Here is a 22,470-nt window from a genome sequence, read left to right on the forward strand (position 1 = left end):
AACTAATAGATAAGAATCTATCGAAAAGTAGATAAGAATAGGTCGAAGATAAATAATTGAAAATATAGATTAGAAATTGAATGTAAAATAGATAATGAATCTATGGAAAAGTAGATAAGGATAGATCAAAAATAGATTAAAGGAATAATTGAAAAAGTAGATTCGAAAGTGAATGAAATATAGATAATTAATCTATCGAAAAGTATATAAGAATAGGTCAAAAATAAATCAAAGAAATAATTGAAAAATTAAGTTCGAAAATAAATGTAAAATAGATAAATAATCTATCGAAGAGTAGATAAATATAGGTCAAAAAAATAGTTGAAAGATGTAGGTCTAAAAATGTGATTTTATAGATATACTATAGGTCAAAAAATAGATCAAAGGAATAATTAAAAAAGTAGATTCAAAAGTGAATGAAAATAGATAATTTATCTATCGAAAAATAGATAAGTATAGGTCAAAGAAATAGTTAAAAAAATAGGTCTGAAGATAGAATTTAATAGATATATTATAGGTTAAAATAGATAACATAGATCATGATTAAGTTTAAAAAACAGCCTACTAAAATTAATACGTTTTAAAACATATTAATTCGGAATAATATAGATAATTGCACATCTATAACCTATGTAAAGTTTTGATCAAAATGATCTTTATTAAAAACAAAAAAACTAGTATCTCACCTATGAAGACACTAGTTTTTCTTTATAATTCATAGGTCATAAACCTTTCAAACTCGCAATTATTGCTCTGAAACTATCTAAACCTGCTTCTACGTTTTCTATATTTTTTTTTACAAATTAAAAACATAACAAAACATTTTATTCGACAACTTATTAACAATAATTACAATTAAATTGTTGATTACTATTTATTCAAACAAGACTAAAAAGTCTTTTTAATATCTAAATTTGCTCCATACCACAATAAAATTCTGTAATATGGACAAATTTGTAATCAAACGAAATGGCACGTATTTACCCTTTGAACCTTTCAAAATAGAAGAAGCCATTACAAAAGCTTTTGCCAGTGTAAGCGAAACTTTAAATCTAAAAGTTATTGAAACGGTGTTCCAATTGTTGTCTCATCAAGACACTTGGGCAGTTGAAGATATTCAAGATAAAATTGAAAAAACACTTTACGAATATGGACATTATGAAGTAATGCGTTCTTTCATGTTGTTCCGTCATACTCGAAAACTTCAACGCGAACACGTATTAGGCTTGAATGATGACACCACTTATGTTGATAGTACCCAAACCATAGAAGAATACACCAACCAAACCGATTGGCGCATCAATGCCAACGCCAATACTTCGTATTCCAACGCAGGTTTAGTGAATAATGTTGCTGGAAAAATCATTGCAAATTATTGGTTAGACAAAGTCTATTCGAAAGAAGAAGGCTACGCACATCGAAATGGCGATATTCACATTCACGACTTAGATTGCTTAACCGGTTATTGTGCGGGTTGGAGTTTACGTGTTTTATTAAATGAAGGTTTTAACGGTGTTCGTGGCAGAGTAGAAAGCAGACCACCAAGTCATTTTAGAGAAGCTTTAGGGCAAATGGCAAATTTCCTTGGGATTTTACAAAGCGAATGGGCAGGTGCTCAGGCTTTTAGTTCTTTTGATACGTATTTGGCTCCTTATGTTTTCAAAGATAATTTAGCGTATGAAGATGTTTTAAAAGCGATTCGAAGTTTCGTTTACAATTTGAATGTTCCAGCACGATGGGGACAATCGCCGTTTACGAATATTACTTTGGATTGGGTAGTTCCAGACGATTTAAAAGAGCAAATTCCAACACGAAACGAACAACATCTATTCAAGGGAATTAACAATGATGACTTTATACAAAGAGCACAAGAAAGAGGCGTTTCAGATGTAATTGAAATGCGTTACGAACATTTTCAAAAAGAAATGAATCTCATCAATAAAGCGTATTATACCGTTATGACTGAAGGCGATGCGCATGGACAACCCTTCACCTTCCCTATTCCAACGGTTAATATTACTGAAGAGTTTGATTGGTACGGAGAAAACACAGATATTCTTTTCGAAAATACAGCTAAAATCGGTTCGTCTTATTTCCAGAATTTTATCGGAAGTCAATATACCTATGACGAAAACGGAAATAAAGTTGAAAATCCAAATGCCTATAAACCGAATGCCGTACGAAGTATGTGCTGTCGCCTACAACTCGATTTACGTGAATTATTAAAAAGAGGCAACGGTTTATTCGGGAGTGCTGAAATGACGGGAAGTATTGGTGTAGTAACAATCAACATGGCAAGATTAGGTTATCTAAACAAAGGCAATAATGCCAAATTATATTCCGATTTAGATCGTTTGTTAGAAATTTCGAAAGCAACTTTAGAGAAAAAACGCGTTTTCATTCAGGAAATGTATGATAGAGGTTTGTTTCCCTATACCAAACGTTATTTGCCACATTTCAGAAATCACTTTTCTACAATTGGTGTGAACGGAATTAACGAGATGATTCAAAACTTCACCGACGGAAAAGAAGACATTGTTTCGGATAACGGAATGGTATTCGCAACTGAAATTTTGGAACACATCCGAACCAAAATGAGAGCTTATCAAGAAGAAACAGGCAATTTATACAACTTAGAAGCGACTCCAGCAGAAGGCACTACATATCGTTTTGCCAAAGAAGATAAAAAACGCTATTACGATATTATTCAAGCGGGAGAAGGCGAAAATATTTATTATACAAATAGTTCGCAACTCCCTGTAGATTACACCGAAGATCCGTTTGAAGCTTTGTTATTACAAGACAATTTACAATGTCAGTACACAGGAGGAACGGTTTTACATCTATATATGAATGAAAAATTGAGTTCGGTAGAAGCGTGTCGCAATTTTGTTAAAAAAGTAATTACCAATTTCAAATTGCCTTACATCACGGTAACTCCAGTTTTTAGCGTTTGTCCTAAACACGGCTATTTAAATGGCGAACACGAATATTGTCCTAAATGCGATGAAGAATTATTAGCAACCTTAAAAACAACATCTTATGCAAACACAAACCACTGAAGCCTTGCTTCAACACAATGAAAAGAGAACCAAATGTTTGGTTTACACACGAGTAATGGGCTATCACAGACCCGTAGAAAGTTTTAATATTGGAAAAAAAGGTGAACACAAACAACGTACCCATTTTAGAGAATGTAAATCTTGATTTTCTAAACAAAAAAGCCATTCATAGTTTTACACCCTTCACCCTATTAGATTATCCTGATAAATCGGCTTGTATCTTATGGTTTGCAGGGTGTAATATGAAATGTGATTATTGTTACAATCCAGAAATAGTTTTCGGAAAAGGCATGTTTTACTTTTCCGAAATCATTTCGTTTTTAAAATCTAGAAGAAATCTGTTGGATGCCGTAGTTTTTAGTGGTGGCGAATGTTTGATTCATAAAGACATTATTCCATTTATCAAATTAGTCAAAAGTTTAGGGTTTTTAATCAAAGTGGATACCAATGGAAGTCAGCCTAAAGTACTTGAAAAACTAATTAAAGAACAGCTTATTGATTATGTAGCTTTGGATTTTAAAGGCACCAAAGAGAAATTTTTTGCTATTACAAAATCGGATTTTTATTCACAATTCATTTCTTGCTTTGAATTACTTCAGAATAGTTCTATTCCGTTTGAAATTCGTACTACGTATCATTCTTCTTTACTAAATCCTGATGATATTGCTTCGATGCAAAACGTTTTAGTAGAATTAGGTTACGATAAAACCTATTTCATTCAAAACTTTAGAAACTATCAAAACACCATTGCACCACTCCCCGATTCGCAATCTATTTCGGAAAAGGATATTCATCAGAATATGACCAAAATCATATTTCGATGATTTAAAATCCCTAACTTTGTGTAAATTTTAAATATGTTTTCGAAAACCTGTGAATATGCTATACGAGCTACAATTTACATTGCCTCAGAATCGTCAGCAGGTAAACGTTGTGGTATTCGGGATATTGCCAGAAAAATTGAATCGCCAGAACCTTTTACAGCTAAAATATTGCAGCGATTAGTAAAAGCCGACATCATAAAATCGATTAAAGGAAATGGTGGTGGATTTGAAATTGAAAAAGCACAATTAAAACAAATAAAATTAGACCAGCTGGTAAAAGCTATCGACGGAAATGACTTATTTGACCGATGCAGTTTAGGACTTCACGATTGTTCCGACAAACAACCTTGTCCATTTCATCATAAATATAAACCATTACGTGAAAATTTAAAAAAAACATTGAAAGAAACGTCTCTATTGGATTTAATTAGTGAATTCAACGCTGGAGAGACTTTTCTTAAGCTTTAAAAAATTTGTTTATATAAAAGATAAAAATATCCTTTAATGAAAACGATTACGGATTTAAAAGAAAAGATTCTTGCATTAAAAAAAGCGAAAAATGCAGTTATTCTAGCCCATTATTATCAAGAAGAAGCTATCCAAGAAATAGCGGATTTTGTAGGTGATAGTCTAGAATTATCAAGAAAAGCATCTCAAGTTGATGCTAATATTATTGTTTTTGCAGGAGTGTATTTTATGGCAGAAACAGCTAAAATTGTCAATCCTAATAAAAAAGTAATCGTTCCTGATGTAAAAGCAGGTTGTTCGCTTGCCGATGGATGTACACCCGATGAATTCAAAGCTTTTCTAGAAAAATATCCAAATCATACCGTTGTAACATACATCAATTGCACAGCTGAAGTGAAAACTTTAACCGATATAGTTTGTACTTCTTCCAATGCTAAAAAAGTGATTGCTTCCATTCCAGAAGACCAACCCATTGTGTTTGCTCCTGATAAAAATTTAGGTGAATATTTAATTGCTGAAACTGGAAGAAATATGGTTTTATGGGAAGGTTCTTGCATTGTTCACGAAGCATTCTCTTTAGAAAAATTAATCGACTTATATAAAAAACATCCAACCGCTACCATCATTTCTCATCCTGAATCGGAAACGCATATTTTAAAAGTAGCACACTACATTGGTTCGACATCAGGCATGTTGAATCATGTAAAAACTAGTTCGAATGACACTTTTATCGTAGCCACAGAAGCGGGAATTTTACACCAAATGCAATTGGATAATCCAACCAAAACATTAATTCCAGCGCCTTCAAAAGAAGACAATACGTGTGCGTGCAGTGAGTGTGCGTTTATGAAAGTCAACACCTTAGAAAAACTCTATCAATGTTTACAAGATGAAAGTCCAGAAGTACATTTGGATAACGAAATCATCGAAAAAGCTTTACTTCCTATTCAAAGAATGTTAGCGCTAAACTAAAACATCATGCAAAATTTAGAAACAGATATATTAATAGTAGGCACAGGATTAGCAGGATTATCTCTAGCGAAATATCTCAGTGAACAAAATCCAAACCTACAAATCACCTTACTTAGCAAAACTTCCATTGACGAGTGCAATACCTATTACGCTCAAGGCGGAATTGCCGTAGTACACGACTTTATCAAAGACAGTTACCAACAACATATTCAAGACACCTTACTTGCAGGAAAAGGCATTTGCGATAAAAAAGTAGTCGAACATGTGATTACAGAAGCTCCTGCCCGATTGCAAGAATTGATTCAATGGGGCGTGGAATTAGATAAGAATAATTCAGGCGAATTGGATTTAGGATTAGAAGGCGGCCATTCTCAAAATCGTATTGTACATCACAAAGACAAAACAGGATTAGAAATTGAAACCAAGTTGATTCAAGTCGTTCAAAATTTGGCGAATGTCACCATAAGAACTTCTTTTTTTGCCACAGATGTTTTGCTAGATAATCAAAAATGCATCGGAATCATTGGATTTGATGAAAAAAGTGAAGTGACTTCCATCGTAGCAAAAGCAACTGTTTTAGCAACCGGTGGATCTGGACAAGTGTTTAGCGTTACTTCTAATCCATTTGTTTCTACTGGAGATGGTGTGGCGATGGCATATCGAGCGGGCGCTAAATTGGAAAAAATGAAACATATTCAATTTCATCCCACAGCGCTTTACGAACCTAATAAAAGTCAGGCGTTCTTAATTACCGAAGCGATTCGAGGATTTGGAGCTCATATTTTAAATCATAAAATGGAGCGTTTTGTTTTCGAATATCATCCTGATGGTGAATTAGCAACTCGAGATATTGTTTCGAAAGCCATTTCTGACGAAATGAAGAAAGAACATTCTAAACACGTTTGGCTCGATGTAAGACATTTACAGATAGAAACTTTCAAAACGAAATTCCCAAAGGTTTATAATTATTGTTTTGAAAATGGTATTGATGTTTCCAAAGATTTAATTCCGATAACTCCAGCTGCGCATTATCAATGTGGCGGAATTGTGGTGAATGAAATGGGAGCTACTTCTATCAAACAATTGTTCGCCATTGGAGAATGTTCGCACACGGGACTTCATGGCTCGAACCGATTGGCTTCTAATTCACTATTGGAAGCGATTGTTTATGCGCATGATTCGGCTAATCATTTGATTTCTCTAATGGATACTATTAAAATGAATAAGGTTGAAATTATCCCTATTCGTTATAAAAACATTCATCATGACGAAGTTTTGCAATTTAAAAACCAACTGCAACATTTCATGAAATACGATTCTTTGTATGCCAATACCAAAAACACTGAAAAAGTATATGAAATGGTCACCGAGATGAGCAAACGCTTCAAAATGAAATTCAAAAATTATAATTCACATCCTTTTTTATGTGAAACTTATAATCTAATTCAAACCGCAGAAATCATTTTAAAAGATTGTTTACCCAAAAGATACCGCGTAAAATCGGTTAAAAAAGAAAAAACTATTTCGTAATGCTGAACCTATTTGCCCATCCAAAACGCATTTTTTTGGTGCTTTTCGTTTGTTTCATAGCGTTTAGTGTTTGGATTTATGCTATTCCACTTTTTAGTCCAAGTCCTTATTCTGAAAAAGAACTTAATTTAGTAGCCGAAGGTAGATTGGTTTGGCAGAAACACAACTGTCATACTTGTCATCAATTGTATGGTTTAGGCGGTTATTTGGGTCCCGATTTAACGAATGTATATTCCAGAAGTGGCAATAACGAATATTACATTAGAGCAATAGTAAAATCAGGTGTTAAGCAAATGCCAGCCTTTGAAATATCGGAAGAGGAAATGAACGCGCTTTTGCAATTTTTAAAAAATGTAGATCAATCGGGAACTTCAAATCCACAGGATTATCAGCCTGAAATACTAGGAACTTTTAGCTTAGAAAAGAAATGAGAAATATTGGAATTTGGCTCATCAGAATCGCCTTGTTATTATTGTTAGCAGGACTTTTTTTTGGACATTTAGCTTCCGAAAGCTACAGAATAACCGAACCAAAATCGGGTGTAATGGGATTTTTATCGCTTCGACCACTTCATGTGAGTAGTGCCTATTTAGGCATCATAACAGCGGGCTTAGGTTTTTTAACTTTAATCATTCAGAAAAAAAGAACTTCACAGTTTGGTACCTTTCTACAATACATTCATTTTACGCTTTGGATAATTGCTTTAACTGGGATTTTCTACAGTTACTTTACAGGTGATTTTGGAGGAAGAGAATATTGGGAATTCAATCCAGTGTGGGCTTTGCCTATTTTTATCTCTTTCATTGTCTTCTTGGTGTTCTATATTCATCAAATTGGATTTAAAGTAAAATGGCCTGTATATTATTGGATGTGGCTAACCGGATTGGTATTCTTTATTTTTACTTTCATTGAAAATTATTTGTGGATTTTTCCTTATTTCAGAGAGCATTTTATTGCCGATATGACCATTCAGTGGAAAGTAAATGGTTCGCTCGTGGGTGCTATAAATCAAATCATTTATGGTGTTGCATTTTACTTGATGGAAAAAATTAGTGGCGACGAAAAATCGTCCTACCAAAAACTATCATTTGCGATGTATTTTTTAGGAATGTTTAATTTGATGTTCAATTGGGGACATCATATTTACTTGCTTCCAACCGAAAAATTCATTCATTACATTGCCTATGCCGTGAGTATGACCGAATGGATTATCTTGATTCGCATTTTTTATAAATGGAGCAAACAAATTAAAGAAAATAAGCAATTTTATTATTTCTTCCCATACCGCTTTTTAATGGCCGCTGATTATTGGGTAACCATTAACTTAACACTTGCGCTATTTATGTCAATTCCCGCGATTAACTTGTTCACACACGGAACACACATTACAGTGGCTCATGCGATGGGAACCACCATTGGAATTAACACCATGATTATCATTGCTGCTGCCTTTTATTTCATAAAACCTACTTTTAATAACAGTAAATGGAAACACTTTGGTACCATTACCTTTTGGGTAGTACAAGGTACACTCTTCCTTTTTCTGAGTTCATTGATTGGGATGGGAATTCATCGTGCGATATGGCAAGCCGGTTTAGCTAATGAAAGCTTTAACAAAATGAGTAGTTCTAGTGGAAATTGGGTATTGCTATTCATTATATTTGGAACGATTTTATTTTTAAGTATGGGAACTTTTATCGTGTATTTGTTTGTCAAATCTTGGAAAAAAAACAAATTCGATTTTCCTTATTAAAGAATATTTAATTGAAAAAGTGATGATAAAAATCATCCTATTAATACTAATTACATTGTATATTTGGCACTTAATTTTATAATTAACAACCGATTATGTTTTCAAAATCATGTAATTATGCTATAAAAGCTACCATATTTATTGCCAAACATTCTTTAGAAGAAAAAAAAGTAGGTTTTGTTGATATCTCTAAAGAAATTGATTCACCACAAGCTTTTACGGCCAAAATTCTACAAATATTGGTTAAAGCTGGAATTATTGATTCTGTTAAAGGTGTTAATGGCGGATTTTATATTCCAAAAAAACGGATTGCTACAACTTTTTTAGTTGAAATTGTTAACGCAATTGATGGTGATGCTGTTTTTCATGGTTGTGGATTAGGTTTATCACAATGTTCAGAAACGCATCCTTGTCCAGTACATGATAAATTTAAAAGTATAAGAAATGAACTGGCTCACATGTTAGAAACCACTAATTTAGAAGAATTAGCTTTAGGCATCAAATCAGGGGAAACTTTCTTAAAGTCGTTGTGATTTGTAAAACCAATTCTTCTAAAAAGCAGTAAATTTTAAAACTGAAACATCAAATTTATAAAGATATTTCGTCCCATTCTTGGAAGATTTTTCCAATCGGTGTAGGTAGTATAATTGGAATCGAAAACGTTTTCAACACCTGTGTTGAGTACTAATTTAGCTTTATCAAAAGTAAATTTGTAACCAAAGTTAGTGTTCAATATCACATAATCAGGCGTTTTGTCTTCTCCATAAAAAGTATTGTATTCGGTTTGTGTGGCATTCCCTTTTAAAATTATTTCAGAGGTAAATTTTCCTGGTCTAAATCCTAAAGAAGTCATGTAGTTAAACGGACTCATAAAAGGCAATCCATTACTCTCATTATCATTACCTAAGTTGTAGACAAATTGTCCTTTCCAAATCCAGAAATCTGATAATTGATAACTTACCGTAAAATCAGAAGATAAAATAGTAGCATAATCTAAAGCGGTATAGACTTTTATTCCATTGGCAGCAATAGTCATAGGCGCTACCGAAGCATCAGGAATTCCGATGATATAATCGTAAATGTGAAAATACGATGCTGATATTTTAGTTTGCCATTTCGCATTTTTGAAACCAATATTGGCATTCACTTCTAAAGATTTTTCGTTTTTTAAGTTGGGGTTTCCTATGTAATCAAATCCGTCAAAGCTGTTAAATAAATAAAAACCATATCCTTCTGAAACTGATGGAGCACGTTCTCCATACCCCATTCCGAATCCATAAGAAATTCCGTCTTTGTTGTAGAAATAATTAGTGGAAACACTTTTTAGAAATCGAGATTTTGAAGCTTCCATTTCTGGATAAAAAATCTGTAAACTTTGCAAGCCGAAATCACTCGCAACGTTGTTATTATGAAACCCTAAATTCGTAGTAAATTTCAAATTAGAATGGCAATTGATTTCGTAATTATCTTCCAAATAAATTCCAGAATACAACGTACGAACATCTGGCCAAGTGTACATAAACATTAAGTTTTCGTTTGGATCGGATGGATACATCGTCATTTCGGCAACGGAACGATTGTAAAACGAATTCAAATTAGCTAAAAATTGATGTTTTTTATATTTTCCATTGATTTTAGAATAAAAACCATAGGTATCACTCCAACCTGGCATGTCCATGTGAATAGGAACGTCCGGGCGTTTCGTATCGTCCATTGTGTGCGTAATTGTATTGAAATAGAGTTTGGTTTCCCAATTATCGATTTGATCTGAATTAGGTTTATAATTGAATTTCAACGAAGTAATCAAAGCTTCAGCCAAAGAAACATCCATTGGTAATGCAGGATAACCAACATCGGTAGCTCTATCAAAAATTACTGAAGCTTCAATGTTTTTATTAGGAGACAATCGATAACCAGAAGTAGCCGATAAATTCAATTTTCTGAACTGTGAAAAATAAATTTCTTTATCATTTCCTGCTTTATAATTTTCAGCATCGCGAAACATCACATCGGTATCTACATAAAACAAACTATCGGCATAGTTGATTGCTGAACCAATGATTTTTTGACGGTTATTCGTTTCATATCCTGAGTTGACGAAGAATTCCCAACCTGCATTGGTAAATTGGCGTTGGCTTCTTTTTAAATCGATGGAACCACCAATCGTATTTCCATGACAACTTCCTTGTTGTCCTGATGAAATCGTAGCTTCTGATAAATTAGATACTTCAACATACGAAGTTACTGGGTCCATTTTATCAGTACAGGCGCCAAAAATTCGCATTCCGTCAATAGTTATAACAGTGCGTTCGGATGCCATACCATTAATAATAGGTTCCCAGGCATAAGCACCTCTTTTAATTAAATCTACTTTGGTTGATTTTTGCAAAAATTCGTCTAAAGTAGCGAGTGTTTTTCCTTGTTTTTCATGCAATGGTGCTTTTGTTCCCACCACCAAAACTTCTTTAAGTTCTTTGGTTTTTAGAGAATCTACTTCCTGACCGAATGAAAAATAAAAGGAAAATGACAGAAAAAATACTACTAATTTTTTCATGATAAGTATTTTTTAAAAAAGGTCATTACTAAAAGAGATAATGACCTTTTTTAGATGAGATTATTAGAATTCAATTTCAAAGAAAATACTACTAGCAGTAACGGTTTCTGTTATTTCTTCTCCTTTTAAAACAGTTCCTTCTCCATTAGCTAATTGTAGGTTTATTTTCCAATACCCCGTCATAGTCAACGATAATTTTCCATCGTATAATCCACCAGTAGTAGCTTGTGTCGCATGAACATTATTTGGAGAAGTATGATTTCCCATACTGGGCATTCTTGGGTCGATTTTTACAGTACAACCATCCACAACTGGAAACATCATCATGTTTTGCATTTTCCAAACACCAACTTTCATATCGTTAACAGCAACTTTTGGATGATGAGGCTCAATGTAAGCAACTAAATACTTAACACCATCTGAACCCGTAAATGTATTTACTTTTCGTTTTGCAGAAGCTGGCACATCAATTACATCTGTAGCAGTATAATCCACACCATTGATTGTGTAATCGATCTTTAAATCCCAATATTCTGTGTCATTCTGAGCCATTTGGAACATGATATAGCCTTCATATAAAGTTCCGTTTTCAGTTACTTTTTCTAAAGCTGAATAAGGACATGAATGTGTCATCATAGTCATGTGCATAAGTGGAGACCAACTCACTTCTGCATTTTTGATATAATTATTGGTTTCGTTTTCTTTGATTCGTAAGCTAATTTCATTGTATCCTTGTTCTAAACTTCCCATGTGAGAATACAATTCAATAGTATGTGTATCGTTTGTAATTTCTTTAAATTTAGTAATTCCGTCTAATTCATTTACAGTAGTTTCATCATCGTTTGAACAAGACACAAAAGTTAGGGCCATAGCAAAAATTGCTACAATATATTTTATTGAAGTTTTCATTGTATTTTTTAATTAAAGTGATTGTAATTGCATCTGAAATTTAATTTTTCAGAGAAATTATGATATAAGTTGATTAGGTTAATTCAGAAAATGAACTAACAAAAATCAATATTTAATTAAGAAATAAATGTAGGTGGATGAAAGAAGGCACTATCATTCATGTGAAAGTATAAGTTAGAATAATTGTTGCCAATAGAAGTTTTATTTAAAAAATAAATTTGTCTAATTTCTATAGGTTTAATATCTTGAAAAAATACAATTTCGGTTTGCTCGAAAGTTATTTTTTTATCAGAAGAATTATCAGAATTACCTTCTGAAGCTTTTGCTAATTCTTTTGTTAAATGACACTTACCATTACATTTTAGTTCTGGCTTCAATTTATTTTCACAAAGTTCATTAACAATATAATCATAATTAACCACGTATTCTAAAACCGGAAGTATTGGCTTTAAAAACATTAAAAGTGTTAGTATGACTAGTAATTGCTTCATGGAACAAATTTACATGAAATAAATTAGCGTTTAATATGATTTCAGTCATATTTTGTTTAATTTTATTGAGATTAATTTGTGCTTTATCTAAAAAAAATAAAGCCTTAAACTTAACTCCTTTATGCAGATAGATTTAGATTTATTATTTACTTGGGGAGCTATTGCCAAAGAGTACAAGAAAAATGAAATTATTTTCTATGAAGAGGAATCGGCAAATTTTTATTATCAAATCATTGAGGGTTGCGTAAGAATGTTCAATTCAAATGAAGAAGGAAAAGAATTTACTCAAGGCTATTTTAAAAATGGTCAGAGTTTTGGAGAACCACCTTTGTTTATTGATGAAATTTATCCTTCTACCGCAATAGCCTTTAAAGATTCGAAACTAATAAAGATTTCAAAGGAGAAATTTTTAAAAATTTTAGATGAATATCCTTTTATTCAGAAACAGTTCTTAAATCTAATGGCGGAGCGAATTCACACTAAAGCAAGAACAACAAAAGACATTGTAAACCAAAAACCCGAATTTAGAATTTTAGCGTTTTTAAATGCTCATAAAAACCCAGAATGCCCTAAAAAAGAATTGGTTCCATATACAAGACAAGAAATTGCCAACTTTACTGGTTTAAGAGTAGAAACGGTTATTAGAGAACTTTCAAGATTGAGTAAGACGGATAAAGTAGAAATTATTAATCATAAATTATATTACTGATGTCGTTTAAAACAACTTTTTGGATTCGATTTTCGATTTTTAATCTTATGCTTGTTGCATTATTAGGACTTTTAATGCGTTATAAAATTCTGTTTGAATTTCCACTTCTCGATCAAAAAAGTTTACAACATTCGCATTCTCATTTTGCATTTGCAGGTTGGGTTACGCATACTTTAATGACGTTGCTCATTGCCTTTTTACAAAAACATGATACACTTCACAAAATAGCACTTAAGAAATACAATCTTATTTTAATTGGCAATTTAATTTGCTCTTATGTAATGCTGATTTCCTTTATTATACAAGGTTATGGAGCGATTTCGATTACTTTTTCAACCCTTTCTATTTTTATTTCTTACTGGTTTACTTACGTTTTCTTTAAAGATTGCAAACAACTTGAAAAATCTTCCGTAGCAATAAAATGGTTCAAAGCAGCTTTATTTTTTAATGTGATTTCGTCTTTAGGAACTTTTGCTTTGGCTTACATGATGGCAACTAAAAACATTCATCAAAATGAGTATTTGGCTTCCATTTATTATTATTTGCATTTTCAATACAATGGCTGGTTTTTCTTTGCTTGTATGGGATTATTGTTGGACTTTTTAAAAGTCACAAATAGTTCAAATCGTATTTATTCTCAATCGTTTATACTTTTATTTTGGTCGTGTATTGCGGGCTATTTTCTATCTACGCTTTGGTTAGATTTACCTCTTTGGATTTATAGTATAACTGCCATTTCTGCTGTTGTTCAAGTAATTGTTTGGTATTTACTATTGAAAACTATTGTTAAAGAGAACAAAACTATCTTTGTTAATCTTCCAGAATATTTAAAATATTTAATTGTTTTTATCAGTTTGGCTTTAAGCGTAAAATTTTTATTGCAATTAGGTTCAACCGTCCCCGCAATAAGTGAATTAGCTTTTGGTTTTCGACCAATTGTGATTGCTTATTTGCATTTGATTTTATTAGCTATCATTTCGCTATTTCTTCTATTTTACGTTTATGCAAATGATTTTGTAGCAATAAATAAAAAAACCATTTTAGGACTGATTTTATTTAGTCTTGGAGTTATTTTTAATGAAGTAGTTTTAGGAATTCAAGGAGTTGCATCATTAAGCTACACTTTAATTCCTTTCATAAACGAGAGTTTATTTGGGATTGCCATACTTCTTTATGCAAGTATTTTATGGACAACTTTTTATTCAAAAAAAAGATAAAAAAGTATTTTTTATGATTCAACTCATAAAATAATCTTCAGATAATCAAGTACTTTGTGTATATAAATTTTTACACATTGTACATTATGAAAAATTCCATTAAAACTTTATTATTAGCAAGTTTACTAATCACCTTTGGATGTAAACAAGGCGAAGAAACGGCATCAGAAGCAACATCTGAAACTACAGAAGTATCATCTGGCGGACAAGAAAATGTAGTAGATGCAACATCAAACCCAAACATTGTACAAACTGCAATTGGAAGTAAAGATCACACAACATTGGTTACAGCAGTAAAAGCTGCAGGATTAGTAACTTCTTTAAGTAATGCTGGACCATTTACTGTATTTGCACCAACTAACGCCGCATTTGATAAATTACCTGCTGGAACCGTAGAAGGATTATTAAAACCTGAGAAAAAAGGAGATTTAGAAAACATTTTAGGCTATCACACTTATGTAGGTTCATTAAAAACAGAATACATGCAAGACGGTCAAGAATTTGACATGGTATATGGTGGAAAAGTAAAAATCACTAAAAAAGACGGAAAAACATTCGTAAACGGTTCCGAAATTGTGGCATCCATTGAAACATCAAATGGAATTATCCACGTAATTGGCGACGTTTTACTTCCAAAATAAGAAACAATTATTAATTCATCTTTTATAAAGGTAAAAAGCGTAGACTTCAACAGTTTACGCTTTTTATTTTATATGCCTCCTAATCGAATTAAAGAACCTAAAACCAACATCGATATGGCAATCAAAGTTACAACTATGATAAGAATCGAAACATAATAATATCTTTTTGGGGTAAGCTTTGGAAAAATAAAAAGTTGGGCCGAAATGGCTAATGTTAACGAAGTAATAAACAAAATAAGTTTGATGGAAATTACTTTTTCAATTCCGTTTGAGAAGGAAAACCATTTGGTAATGGTAACATCATAATCGTAGGCCATTAAAATTCCAGTAATCACAAGCGTAATTAAAGAAGGCATTCCGATAGGTTCAAACTTATTTTTGAAAGCTTTTAATTTTTCTAAATTTTTGGTTTTGATGGCTTCAGGTAAATAACGAAAAGCCAAAATAAGATGTCCTCCAATCCAAACGGTTGCAGCTAATAAATGGATAATTAATAAGAAATGATGATACATTAACCTAAGGTTTTATACATAATTACATTAGCAATATTAAGTGCTCTTTCTTTTATTTCAGTAGCTTTTTCTCCTTCAAATAATTCATCAACTGTTTTAGTAAATAAAATTACCCAATGTTCAAAATGTTCGGGTTTCATTGGACATTTACTATGTAAATCTTTATGTACTTGCATGGGACTTCCGTTGTAATTTCCAGTGTAGAAAAGGATGTTTTCCCAAAAATCGTACATTCTGGGTAAATGAGTTTCCCAATTTACCTGGGCAACTTCGGTAAACAGAAAACCGATAACTGCATCGGTTTTGATTTTATCATAAAAGGTATCGACTAAAAGTTCAATATCTTTTCTATTTCTAATATCTGTTTTCATTTTGTAATTTGATTATATAGAAATTACAAGTCTTTCTTGTTGAATTTTCGCATCGAAATGAAGAACGGAATAATTGCCCATAAACTCAACAATCCAAAAGAAACAATTAAGCCAATGGATGTACCAAAGAAATCTTTAAATATAGCGCCCGTGTACCCCATCATTGCTGAAACATCTAGATGCAATAAAATTTGAATTCGAGCCAAATCTATCGGACTAAAAGCGGTAATACCTACCATCATGTTTTCAATTGGATATTCGGCTAATTGAAACAATAAAAACAATACCATTCCGTCAAATAATAGTGCGAAATACAACCAAATCATTATCGCTAAACCAATTCCTTTTGCTTTATCTCGGGTTAAAATTGAACTCAAAAAAGCCAAAGCAACAAATATGACCGAAATTAGACATCCATTGAGCAACATCATAAAACCGATACTATCTGGAGAATTAATCAATAATGGAATCCCTGCTCCAATAAAAAAAGCAAAAACCATTGCCGATGAAAGTCCGAAAAACAAACTCAACCAAATTTTTCTTCTTTTTATAGGTTGACTTAGCAAAAGCTCAATAAACTCAGCACTGTTGTACAAATAAATAGTCGCGAATAATATTGAAACCAATGGAACTGTAAATAAAATTACGTTTAAGATAGTCAATAATCCTTTTGCAGAATTATCTTCCAACTCAAAAGAACTCCAAGATAAAATTGACAAAATCAGCGTGTAAGCTAAAACAATCTTGTTTCGGATGATGTCGGATAATATGATTTTAATTATTCGGTTCATTTTGTTTGTTCTTTAAAATTTTGGCAATCGCTTTTGAGATTTTTCCTTCTCCTGTATTCGCTTTTAACTCTTCTACTTTTTGATGAAAATGCACTTTTCCTTCTTGCATAAAGATGATTTCTGTAATTAAATCGTCTAATTCACTTAGTAAATGAGATGTAATCAAAATCAATTTTCCTTTTTCTTTCTCTTTGATAATTTTTTCTTTTAAAACCTCAGCCGCTAACGGATCTAAACCAGCAGTTGGTTCGTCCAAAATCAGTACATCTGGATTAAAAAGAAATGCTAAAACAGCACTTACTTTTTGCGTGGTTCCTCCGGATAAAGTTCGCATTTGCTTGTCAAACATTTTCTCTAATTCGAAAGCGTGCAACAAATCTTCATCCAAATCATCCGCTGAATTACGAATCTTTTTTATCATTTCGATAATTTGACCAATCGTCATATTATCTGGATATCTTCCAATTTGAGGCATGTAGCCAATTTTTTCGCGATACAAATACTCACCTAAAACAGAGTTTCCGTTGAAATGAATCGTACCCGAATCTGGTAACACCATTCCTAAAACCGCTTTTATCAAAGTGGTTTTTCCACAACCATTAGGACCAATTAAAGCGATACACTCTCCTTTTTTACAAGAAAGATTGATGTTCTTTAAAACTTCAAATTTTCCAAATTTTTTGTTTAATTCTTTTATTTCAATCATAGCGGCAGTGACTTCATTAAAGGCTTATTATCTATAAAATTATCAGGTGTTATACTGGGCAATACTTTTTCGGATTTATCTAAAAGCGTTATCATAAAACTCCTATATAATAACATAGCAGAAGGCGTATTTTCGGTAAGAACAGCAAATAAGCTTAACGGATGATAAGGAACATCTCCCATTCCATCTTTGTCCAAATCGTAACCTTCATATTTATCCCAATAATTAGCATTGAACGTATTTAAAACCAAACTTCCATTGGTACTAATATCGAAAGTGTTTTTTAAGAAATTATTGTTTACGATCTCGTTTTCCATGCAACTGGCTTGGATTTTCATTCCCCAACCATTCGATTCGAAAATGTTTTTCTCCACTTTGATGCGAGACGTTCCTTCCATATAAATTCCAGAAGTATTTCGTGCAAAACGATTATTGAAAATATAACTATCCGAGATTTCTTTTAGTAATAATCCGTAAGCTGAATCGCCCCAATTTTCCTCGAAATAGTTATTAAACATTTTTACGTTTTTAGTAAACATTACGGCTACTCCTGCTCCATTGTTCTTGAAAACATTGGTTATGTAAGCATCATCATTAGAAAACATAAAATGTAATCCGTAACGTATGTTGTTGTTCGCAATGTTTCTCCAAATTACAGATTGCGTTACAAATTCGAAATAAATACCGTCTCGGTGCCCCGTAATTTTGTTTCCAATAATTTGCAGATTAGTACTTTTCCAGCAATGTATTCCGTTTCCAATCAATTGCTCTGCCTTACCATATGCTTTGATTACATTATTCTTAACAATACAATTAGTACTGTTTTGAAGGTAAATTCCGAAGAAGTTATTATCTAAAATATTTCCTTGAATAAGTACGTTATTTTTATCATAAACTCGTATTCCACAAGGATCATTTAAAGCGGCATAACCTGAATTAATTACTTTAAATCCTTTTACCACCACATCATCAGCGTTAATTGACACTACTTCATTTTTATTCTGACCATCTAAAACAGGGAAGTTTTTACCAACGAAATGAATCTTTTTATTGATCAAAATCGTTCCCTCTTTATAAACACCAAAATGTACAATAATCGTATCGCCATCTTTTGCTAATGCAAGGGCTTGCTTGATTTTCTTAACTGAAAAGTTAGCACCTACCTGGATAGTAGCTGCTTTCCCAATTGAAAAAAACAAAAGGAATACTATGAAACTAATTTTTTTCATTAATACATTGTGAAAACTTGTTCCCAAGTTAACATTTTGGCATTAAGTTGTTTTTGAAAATTATCTTGGTCTTTATCGGATGCAAACGCTGCAAAATTACCTCGCATGGGAGAATTTATAGAACCTCCACGTAAGTAAAAACTCTGTTCGGCTGGAATTAAAGTATTGTCTTTTGCGTAATCGTTAACAAAAAAAGATTGTACTTGTACATTCGCATTTTCTTTTGCGTATAATAACATGCAAGACAAATCATCAAACTTGTAATAGCGTCCTTTTTTAGTCAATAATTCGGCACCAAATTTTCCGTTTGAAATGGTCATTTTGCAAAATTCGCAAGTATCAACATTAAGTTTAATAGGATTTGGTTCGTTTGAAACACACGAAATCATAAAAATCGACGAAAATAAAAGTACAATCTTCTTCATAACTAAATGGTTTATTTTCTTTTGAATAAATTGAATTCTTTAAATACAATGTAAAATAGCATTACACCTGCACCAATTAACATCCATCCACCAATATCAGGAATCGAGTAGGCTCCAAAATTCAATAGTTGTTTGTATCCAATTAACGGTGGTTGATAGGCCATTCCAGGTACTTTAATAGCTGCATTAGGATCTAAATTGTGTCCGTATTCGTAATTCCATCGATAAAAATCTACTCCTGCTAAGATAACGAAAAGTATAAAGGTTCCGAAAAATGCTAATACGAATTTTCTATTATTGATAAAAATTAAAGCTAACGAAATAAGTGAAAAAGCACCAATTATGTATGGCAAAATTTTAAATTCGATAAAATTCTCGGTGTGCAAAGTTGCCATTCCTATGTAGTGATTTAAACCGTTTATGATTTCTACATCGCCACCAATTTTATTAGCGTGTAATTTTAGTACCAAACCTTCAGGATATTGAGGCGCATCTAAATCGATTTGCCACATAGGAACGAATAAAGAACCTATAAACAATCCTGCAATAATAAATAAAATGATTTTTGAAACTAAAGCAAGTTTTGTAGTTTCCATAAAATTGAGTTTAAAAAAGGGACAAAAGTTACTTTGCCCCTTTTGTTAAAAATTTATTTTGTTGCTGGTACGTTTGTTCCTAAACTAAATTGTAATGGAACATTTGAACCTTTTGGAGATACTCTAATGTATCCTTGCATTTCTTGGTGTAACGCACTACAGAAGTCGGTACAGTAGAATGGAAACGTTCCTACTCTGTCTGGAATCCATTTTAATGTAGTAGTTTCTCCAGGCATGATTAATAATTCACCATTATTAGCACCTTTCACAGCAAATCCGTGAGGTACATCCCAATCTTGTTCTAAGTTGGTTATGTGGAAATATACTTCATCACCTAAGAAAACGCCTTCAATGTTATCAGGAGCAAAGTGAGATCGGATAGAGGTCATGTACACATGAACTTTATTTCCTTCTCTAACTACTTTTGCTTCTTTTTCACCTTTTGCAGCGTATGGATGTTTGTTATCATCTAATTTATAGAATTTCAACTGACCATTGTTTCGAATTAAATCTGCCGGAGCTGCTTGTGCGTAGTGAGGCTCTCCAATGGTTGGGAAATCTAAAATCAGCTTCATTTTATCGCCACTAATATCAAATATTTGTGCTGATTGCGCTAACTCAGGACCTGTTGGTAAATAACGGTCTTTAGTAATTTTGTTGTACGCTACTAAGTATTTACCAAATGGTTTTTTACTATCTCCACCAGGAATACATAAGTGACCTACTGAGTAATAAGTTGCAACGCGGTCTAATACTTTTAACGTTTTGATATCCCATTTCACAACTTCAGAAGAAACGAAGAAAGTCGTATAAGCATTTCCTTTTCCGTCAAATTCTGTGTGTAATGGACCTAAACCTGGTTTTTGAACTTCACCATGTAAAGCTGCTTCGTATTTCACAACTGGAATTCCTCCATAGTCGCCTTCAAATTTTTTCCCTTTGATGGCAGATTGTAATTTATCAAAACTAAATACAGGAATTAAAGCTGCTAATTTACCAGAACCTACGATGAATTCTCCTGTTGGGTCAACGTCACAACCGTGAGGTGATTTTGGACAAGGAATCATATAACAAATATCTTTTAATTCAGAAGCATCTAAAACCAATACTTCATCTTTCATAACAGATTTTGCAGAGTGTGTATGCTCATCCCAAGTGTTGTGCGCATATTTCACTTTCTGTTTTTTACCTTTTCCAGCTTTGATGTACTCTTCTGCTTTTTTCCAGTTCACAGCCATGATAAAGTCTTTATCTTTTTGAGAAGCATTTACTTCTAACAATGTGTTGGCTTGTTCTGTATTGTAGCAAGAGAAAAAGAACCATCCGTGAGATTTTCCTTTACCAGCATGCGAAAGGTCAAAATTTACACCAGGAGTTACAATTTGGAAAGCCAAATCCATTTCTCCCGATTTTTTATCAACACTTACAAAACTGATATGTCCTTTGTAATTCTCTTTATAAGTATTGATTGGAACATCTCCATTAGAATAATCGGCAGGAACACTAAAACGAGTACCCGCTACCACATATTCTGTATTTTCAGTAATGAATGGAGAAGAGTGATTACCTCCACTGTTTGGAAGCTCGATAATTTCAGCCGTTTTAAATGTTTTTAAATCAATTCTAGCAATACGTGGGGTATTGTTAGCATTCCCAAAAACCCAACGACCATCAACTTCACCGTTAGTTTGAGACATTTCGGTGTGGTGTAAATCGTCCCAAGGTACAAATCCGTGAGAAGTGTTTAACATTGGTTTTGTTTCTTCGCTGTATCCCCAACCTTTTTCTGGGTCAACCGAAAATACAGGAATAACTCTGAATAAACGTCCGCTTGGTAATCCGTAAACACTTAATTGTCCACTAAAACCACCTGAAACGAAATTGTAAAACTCATCGTATTTTCCTGGTGCAACATACGCTTTCTCAGCAGCGTCGCCACTTACAGCATCTCCTGAGCTTTTTGGCTTACAAGAAGTCACAAACGCACTTCCCAAGGCAATTACTAAAATTGCCTGTACAAATTTATTTTTCATGATATATGTAGTTAAATTAAGGTATCGCATTACTTTCACTTAACACAATACCTTTTTACGTTTATTTTACACCGTCATTTTTACGCATATACTCTAGAATTCCTCTAGCTTCATCGTCTGAAATACCTTGATTAGGCATACGAACCAAACAAATTTCCAATTGTGCTTGCACTTCAGGATCTTTGTCAATCATAGGATCTGGATTAGTAATAAAGTTCATAATCCATTGAGGTGTTCTTCTTTCAGTTACTCCTTTCCAACCTGGACCCACTAATTTTTCATCAGTCATTTTATGACATGATGTACATTTTACACCAGCAACTTCTTCCCCTTTAGAAGCCATTGCTTGGTCTAATGTTGCGCCTAATTCAACAGTGTCGTATTTTCCTTCGCCACGTTTTGGATCATACGAAGCCGGATCAGCGGCTGCTTCTGTTGTTGCTTCACCTCCAGCAGGTTGATAATTATCCTCAGCAGATGCTTCTTTTTTACCGCATGCTACAGCTAAAGCAAGAGATAAAACAAGTAAAATTGATTTGTTCATGATATTTTAATATTAAAATTATTACTACAAATTTCTGAAATTGAGCGCTTTAAAAGTATGATTACAATCATAAAAAAGGATATTTTTATCTTTATTATTAACAATTGTTGAACAAAAAAAGGCTGTTTATAAA

General features: G+C 32.7%; 24 protein-coding genes. 12 read left to right on the forward strand and 12 right to left on the reverse strand.

Going from position 1 to position 22,470, the window contains the following annotated elements:
* Positions 1-944 precede the first annotated feature (944 nt).
* From OJ995_RS12295 to OJ995_RS12335, 9 genes are all read left to right on the forward strand, one after another.
* On the forward strand, positions 945-3,062 hold the full coding sequence (locus tag OJ995_RS12295; RefSeq protein ID WP_264369698.1) for a ribonucleoside triphosphate reductase: 2,118 nt from the start codon (positions 945-947) through the stop codon (positions 3,060-3,062).
* Positions 3,043-3,207: an anaerobic ribonucleoside-triphosphate reductase gene (gene nrdD / locus OJ995_RS12300; RefSeq protein WP_111567273.1), complete on the forward strand. Its 165-nt coding sequence runs from the start codon at positions 3,043-3,045 to the stop codon at positions 3,205-3,207. Before OJ995_RS12295 ends, nrdD begins: the two co-directional genes overlap by 20 nt.
* The gene (locus OJ995_RS12305; protein WP_264369699.1) at positions 3,164-3,886 is read left to right on the forward strand and encodes an anaerobic ribonucleoside-triphosphate reductase activating protein; all 723 of its coding nucleotides are present in this window, start codon (positions 3,164-3,166) and stop codon (positions 3,884-3,886) included. The genes nrdD and OJ995_RS12305 overlap by 44 nt, the downstream gene beginning before the upstream one ends.
* Before the next feature lie 33 nt (positions 3,887-3,919).
* Positions 3,920-4,354, forward strand: a complete 435-nt coding sequence (locus OJ995_RS12310) for an RrF2 family transcriptional regulator (protein ID WP_264369700.1) — start codon at positions 3,920-3,922, stop codon at positions 4,352-4,354.
* A gap of 36 nt (positions 4,355-4,390) precedes the next feature.
* Positions 4,391-5,326, forward strand: a complete 936-nt coding sequence (nadA, locus tag OJ995_RS12315) for a quinolinate synthase NadA (protein ID WP_264369701.1) — start codon at positions 4,391-4,393, stop codon at positions 5,324-5,326.
* A gap of 6 nt (positions 5,327-5,332) precedes the next feature.
* Positions 5,333-6,856 carry an L-aspartate oxidase gene (nadB, locus tag OJ995_RS12320; protein ID WP_264369702.1) on the forward strand — a complete coding sequence of 508 codons (1,524 nt, stop codon included), beginning with the start codon at positions 5,333-5,335 and terminating at the stop codon, positions 6,854-6,856.
* On the forward strand, positions 6,856-7,287 hold the full coding sequence (locus OJ995_RS12325; RefSeq protein ID WP_264369703.1) for a c-type cytochrome: 432 nt from the start codon (positions 6,856-6,858) through the stop codon (positions 7,285-7,287). Before nadB ends, OJ995_RS12325 begins: the two co-directional genes overlap by 1 nt.
* Entirely contained in the window at positions 7,284-8,609 is a 1,326-nt protein-coding gene (locus OJ995_RS12330) for a cbb3-type cytochrome c oxidase subunit I (protein ID WP_264369704.1), read from the forward strand. Before OJ995_RS12325 ends, OJ995_RS12330 begins: the two co-directional genes overlap by 4 nt.
* Positions 8,610-8,704: 95 nt before the next feature.
* Positions 8,705-9,142: an RrF2 family transcriptional regulator gene (locus OJ995_RS12335; RefSeq protein ID WP_264369705.1), complete on the forward strand. Its 438-nt coding sequence runs from the start codon at positions 8,705-8,707 to the stop codon at positions 9,140-9,142.
* Positions 9,143-9,177: 35 nt separating this feature from the next.
* Here OJ995_RS12335 and OJ995_RS12340 read toward each other — a convergent pair whose 3' ends face one another.
* The 3 genes from OJ995_RS12340 to OJ995_RS12350 all read right to left on the reverse strand — a co-directional run bounded on the left by OJ995_RS12340 (position 9,178) and on the right by OJ995_RS12350 (position 12,563).
* The gene (locus OJ995_RS12340) at positions 9,178-11,163 is read right to left on the reverse strand and encodes a TonB-dependent receptor plug domain-containing protein (RefSeq protein ID WP_264369706.1); all 1,986 of its coding nucleotides are present in this window, start codon (positions 11,161-11,163) and stop codon (positions 9,178-9,180) included.
* A gap of 63 nt (positions 11,164-11,226) precedes the next feature.
* Positions 11,227-12,072, reverse strand: a complete 846-nt coding sequence (locus tag OJ995_RS12345) for a hypothetical protein (protein ID WP_264369707.1) — start codon at positions 12,070-12,072, stop codon at positions 11,227-11,229.
* Between the two features lie 116 nt (positions 12,073-12,188).
* Positions 12,189-12,563 (reverse strand): hypothetical protein, encoded by a 375-nt coding sequence (locus OJ995_RS12350; protein WP_264369708.1) that lies wholly within the window; start codon positions 12,561-12,563, stop codon positions 12,189-12,191.
* 121 nt (positions 12,564-12,684) lie between these two features.
* Here OJ995_RS12350 and OJ995_RS12355 point away from each other — a divergent pair, with 121 nt between their 5' ends.
* The 3 genes from OJ995_RS12355 to OJ995_RS12365 all read left to right on the forward strand — a co-directional run bounded on the left by OJ995_RS12355 (position 12,685) and on the right by OJ995_RS12365 (position 15,130).
* Positions 12,685-13,272, forward strand: coding sequence for a Crp/Fnr family transcriptional regulator (locus OJ995_RS12355; protein WP_264369709.1), 588 nt, complete (start codon positions 12,685-12,687; stop codon positions 13,270-13,272).
* A 47-nt stretch (positions 13,273-13,319) separates the two neighbouring features.
* Complete coding sequence (locus tag OJ995_RS12360; RefSeq protein ID WP_264369710.1) at positions 13,320-14,489, forward strand: hypothetical protein; 1,170 nt, start codon at positions 13,320-13,322, stop codon at positions 14,487-14,489.
* Positions 14,490-14,575: 86 nt separating this feature from the next.
* Positions 14,576-15,130, forward strand: a complete 555-nt coding sequence (locus OJ995_RS12365) for a fasciclin domain-containing protein (protein ID WP_264369711.1) — start codon at positions 14,576-14,578, stop codon at positions 15,128-15,130.
* 68 nt (positions 15,131-15,198) lie between these two features.
* Here the strand turns inward: OJ995_RS12365 and OJ995_RS12370 are convergent, their stop codons facing one another.
* From OJ995_RS12370 to OJ995_RS12410, 9 genes are all read right to left on the reverse strand, one after another.
* Entirely contained in the window at positions 15,199-15,642 is a 444-nt protein-coding gene (locus tag OJ995_RS12370; RefSeq protein WP_264369712.1) for a copper resistance protein CopD, read from the reverse strand.
* Complete coding sequence (locus OJ995_RS12375; RefSeq protein WP_264369713.1) at positions 15,642-16,013, reverse strand: group III truncated hemoglobin; 372 nt, start codon at positions 16,011-16,013, stop codon at positions 15,642-15,644. Before OJ995_RS12375 ends, OJ995_RS12370 begins: the two co-directional genes overlap by 1 nt.
* A gap of 23 nt (positions 16,014-16,036) precedes the next feature.
* Positions 16,037-16,804 carry an ABC transporter permease gene (locus OJ995_RS12380; protein WP_264369714.1) on the reverse strand — a complete coding sequence of 256 codons (768 nt, stop codon included), beginning with the start codon at positions 16,802-16,804 and terminating at the stop codon, positions 16,037-16,039.
* Positions 16,788-17,510, reverse strand: a complete 723-nt coding sequence (locus OJ995_RS12385; RefSeq protein ID WP_264369715.1) for an ABC transporter ATP-binding protein — start codon at positions 17,508-17,510, stop codon at positions 16,788-16,790. Before OJ995_RS12385 ends, OJ995_RS12380 begins: the two co-directional genes overlap by 17 nt.
* Positions 17,507-18,739 carry a nitrous oxide reductase family maturation protein NosD gene (locus OJ995_RS12390; protein ID WP_264369716.1) on the reverse strand — a complete coding sequence of 411 codons (1,233 nt, stop codon included), beginning with the start codon at positions 18,737-18,739 and terminating at the stop codon, positions 17,507-17,509. Before OJ995_RS12390 ends, OJ995_RS12385 begins: the two co-directional genes overlap by 4 nt.
* The gene (locus OJ995_RS12395; protein ID WP_264369717.1) at positions 18,739-19,164 is read right to left on the reverse strand and encodes a nitrous oxide reductase accessory protein NosL; all 426 of its coding nucleotides are present in this window, start codon (positions 19,162-19,164) and stop codon (positions 18,739-18,741) included. Before OJ995_RS12395 ends, OJ995_RS12390 begins: the two co-directional genes overlap by 1 nt.
* A gap of 11 nt (positions 19,165-19,175) precedes the next feature.
* Positions 19,176-19,760: a hypothetical protein gene (locus OJ995_RS12400; protein WP_264369718.1), complete on the reverse strand. Its 585-nt coding sequence runs from the start codon at positions 19,758-19,760 to the stop codon at positions 19,176-19,178.
* Between the two features lie 53 nt (positions 19,761-19,813).
* Positions 19,814-21,793 carry a Sec-dependent nitrous-oxide reductase gene (gene nosZ, locus OJ995_RS12405; RefSeq protein ID WP_264369719.1) on the reverse strand — a complete coding sequence of 660 codons (1,980 nt, stop codon included), beginning with the start codon at positions 21,791-21,793 and terminating at the stop codon, positions 19,814-19,816.
* A 61-nt stretch (positions 21,794-21,854) separates the two neighbouring features.
* Positions 21,855-22,337, reverse strand: coding sequence for a c-type cytochrome (locus OJ995_RS12410; RefSeq protein ID WP_264369720.1), 483 nt, complete (start codon positions 22,335-22,337; stop codon positions 21,855-21,857).
* Positions 22,338-22,470 lie beyond the last annotated feature (133 nt).

It is taken from the genome of Flavobacterium lacisediminis (assembly GCF_025909975.1).
In the GTDB taxonomy this organism is placed as follows: Bacteria; Bacteroidota; Bacteroidia; order Flavobacteriales; family Flavobacteriaceae; genus Flavobacterium; species Flavobacterium lacisediminis.

Bases quoted from the DNA above. Each gene is read 5' to 3' on its own strand.
- OJ995_RS12365 (WP_264369711.1), top strand. From the start codon at position 14,576: ATGAAAAATTCCATTAAAACTTTATTATTAGCAAGTTTACTAATCACC.
- nrdD (WP_111567273.1), top strand. From the start codon at position 3,043: ATGCAAACACAAACCACTGAAGCCTTGCTTCAACACAATGAAAAGAGA.
- OJ995_RS12295 (WP_264369698.1), top strand. From the start codon at position 945: ATGGACAAATTTGTAATCAAACGAAATGGCACGTATTTACCCTTTGAA.
- OJ995_RS12360 (WP_264369710.1), top strand. From the start codon at position 13,320: ATGCTTGTTGCATTATTAGGACTTTTAATGCGTTATAAAATTCTGTTT.
- OJ995_RS12335 (WP_264369705.1), top strand. From the start codon at position 8,705: ATGTTTTCAAAATCATGTAATTATGCTATAAAAGCTACCATATTTATT.
- OJ995_RS12355 (WP_264369709.1), top strand. From the start codon at position 12,685: ATGCAGATAGATTTAGATTTATTATTTACTTGGGGAGCTATTGCCAAA.
- OJ995_RS12330 (WP_264369704.1), top strand. From the start codon at position 7,284: ATGAGAAATATTGGAATTTGGCTCATCAGAATCGCCTTGTTATTATTG.
- nosZ (WP_264369719.1), bottom strand. From the start codon at position 21,793: ATGAAAAATAAATTTGTACAGGCAATTTTAGTAATTGCCTTGGGAAGT.
- OJ995_RS12390 (WP_264369716.1), bottom strand. From the start codon at position 18,739: ATGAAAAAAATTAGTTTCATAGTATTCCTTTTGTTTTTTTCAATTGGG.
- OJ995_RS12375 (WP_264369713.1), bottom strand. From the start codon at position 16,013: ATGAAAACAGATATTAGAAATAGAAAAGATATTGAACTTTTAGTCGAT.
- OJ995_RS12380 (WP_264369714.1), bottom strand. From the start codon at position 16,804: ATGAACCGAATAATTAAAATCATATTATCCGACATCATCCGAAACAAG.
- OJ995_RS12345 (WP_264369707.1), bottom strand. From the start codon at position 12,072: ATGAAAACTTCAATAAAATATATTGTAGCAATTTTTGCTATGGCCCTA.
- OJ995_RS12350 (WP_264369708.1), bottom strand. From the start codon at position 12,563: ATGAAGCAATTACTAGTCATACTAACACTTTTAATGTTTTTAAAGCCA.
- OJ995_RS12310 (WP_264369700.1), top strand. From the start codon at position 3,920: ATGTTTTCGAAAACCTGTGAATATGCTATACGAGCTACAATTTACATT.
- OJ995_RS12370 (WP_264369712.1), bottom strand. From the start codon at position 15,642: ATGTATCATCATTTCTTATTAATTATCCATTTATTAGCTGCAACCGTT.
- OJ995_RS12395 (WP_264369717.1), bottom strand. From the start codon at position 19,164: ATGAAGAAGATTGTACTTTTATTTTCGTCGATTTTTATGATTTCGTGT.
- OJ995_RS12400 (WP_264369718.1), bottom strand. From the start codon at position 19,760: ATGGAAACTACAAAACTTGCTTTAGTTTCAAAAATCATTTTATTTATT.
- OJ995_RS12385 (WP_264369715.1), bottom strand. From the start codon at position 17,510: ATGATTGAAATAAAAGAATTAAACAAAAAATTTGGAAAATTTGAAGTT.
- OJ995_RS12340 (WP_264369706.1), bottom strand. From the start codon at position 11,163: ATGAAAAAATTAGTAGTATTTTTTCTGTCATTTTCCTTTTATTTTTCA.
- nadB (WP_264369702.1), top strand. From the start codon at position 5,333: ATGCAAAATTTAGAAACAGATATATTAATAGTAGGCACAGGATTAGCA.
- OJ995_RS12410 (WP_264369720.1), bottom strand. From the start codon at position 22,337: ATGAACAAATCAATTTTACTTGTTTTATCTCTTGCTTTAGCTGTAGCA.
- OJ995_RS12325 (WP_264369703.1), top strand. From the start codon at position 6,856: ATGCTGAACCTATTTGCCCATCCAAAACGCATTTTTTTGGTGCTTTTC.
- nadA (WP_264369701.1), top strand. From the start codon at position 4,391: ATGAAAACGATTACGGATTTAAAAGAAAAGATTCTTGCATTAAAAAAA.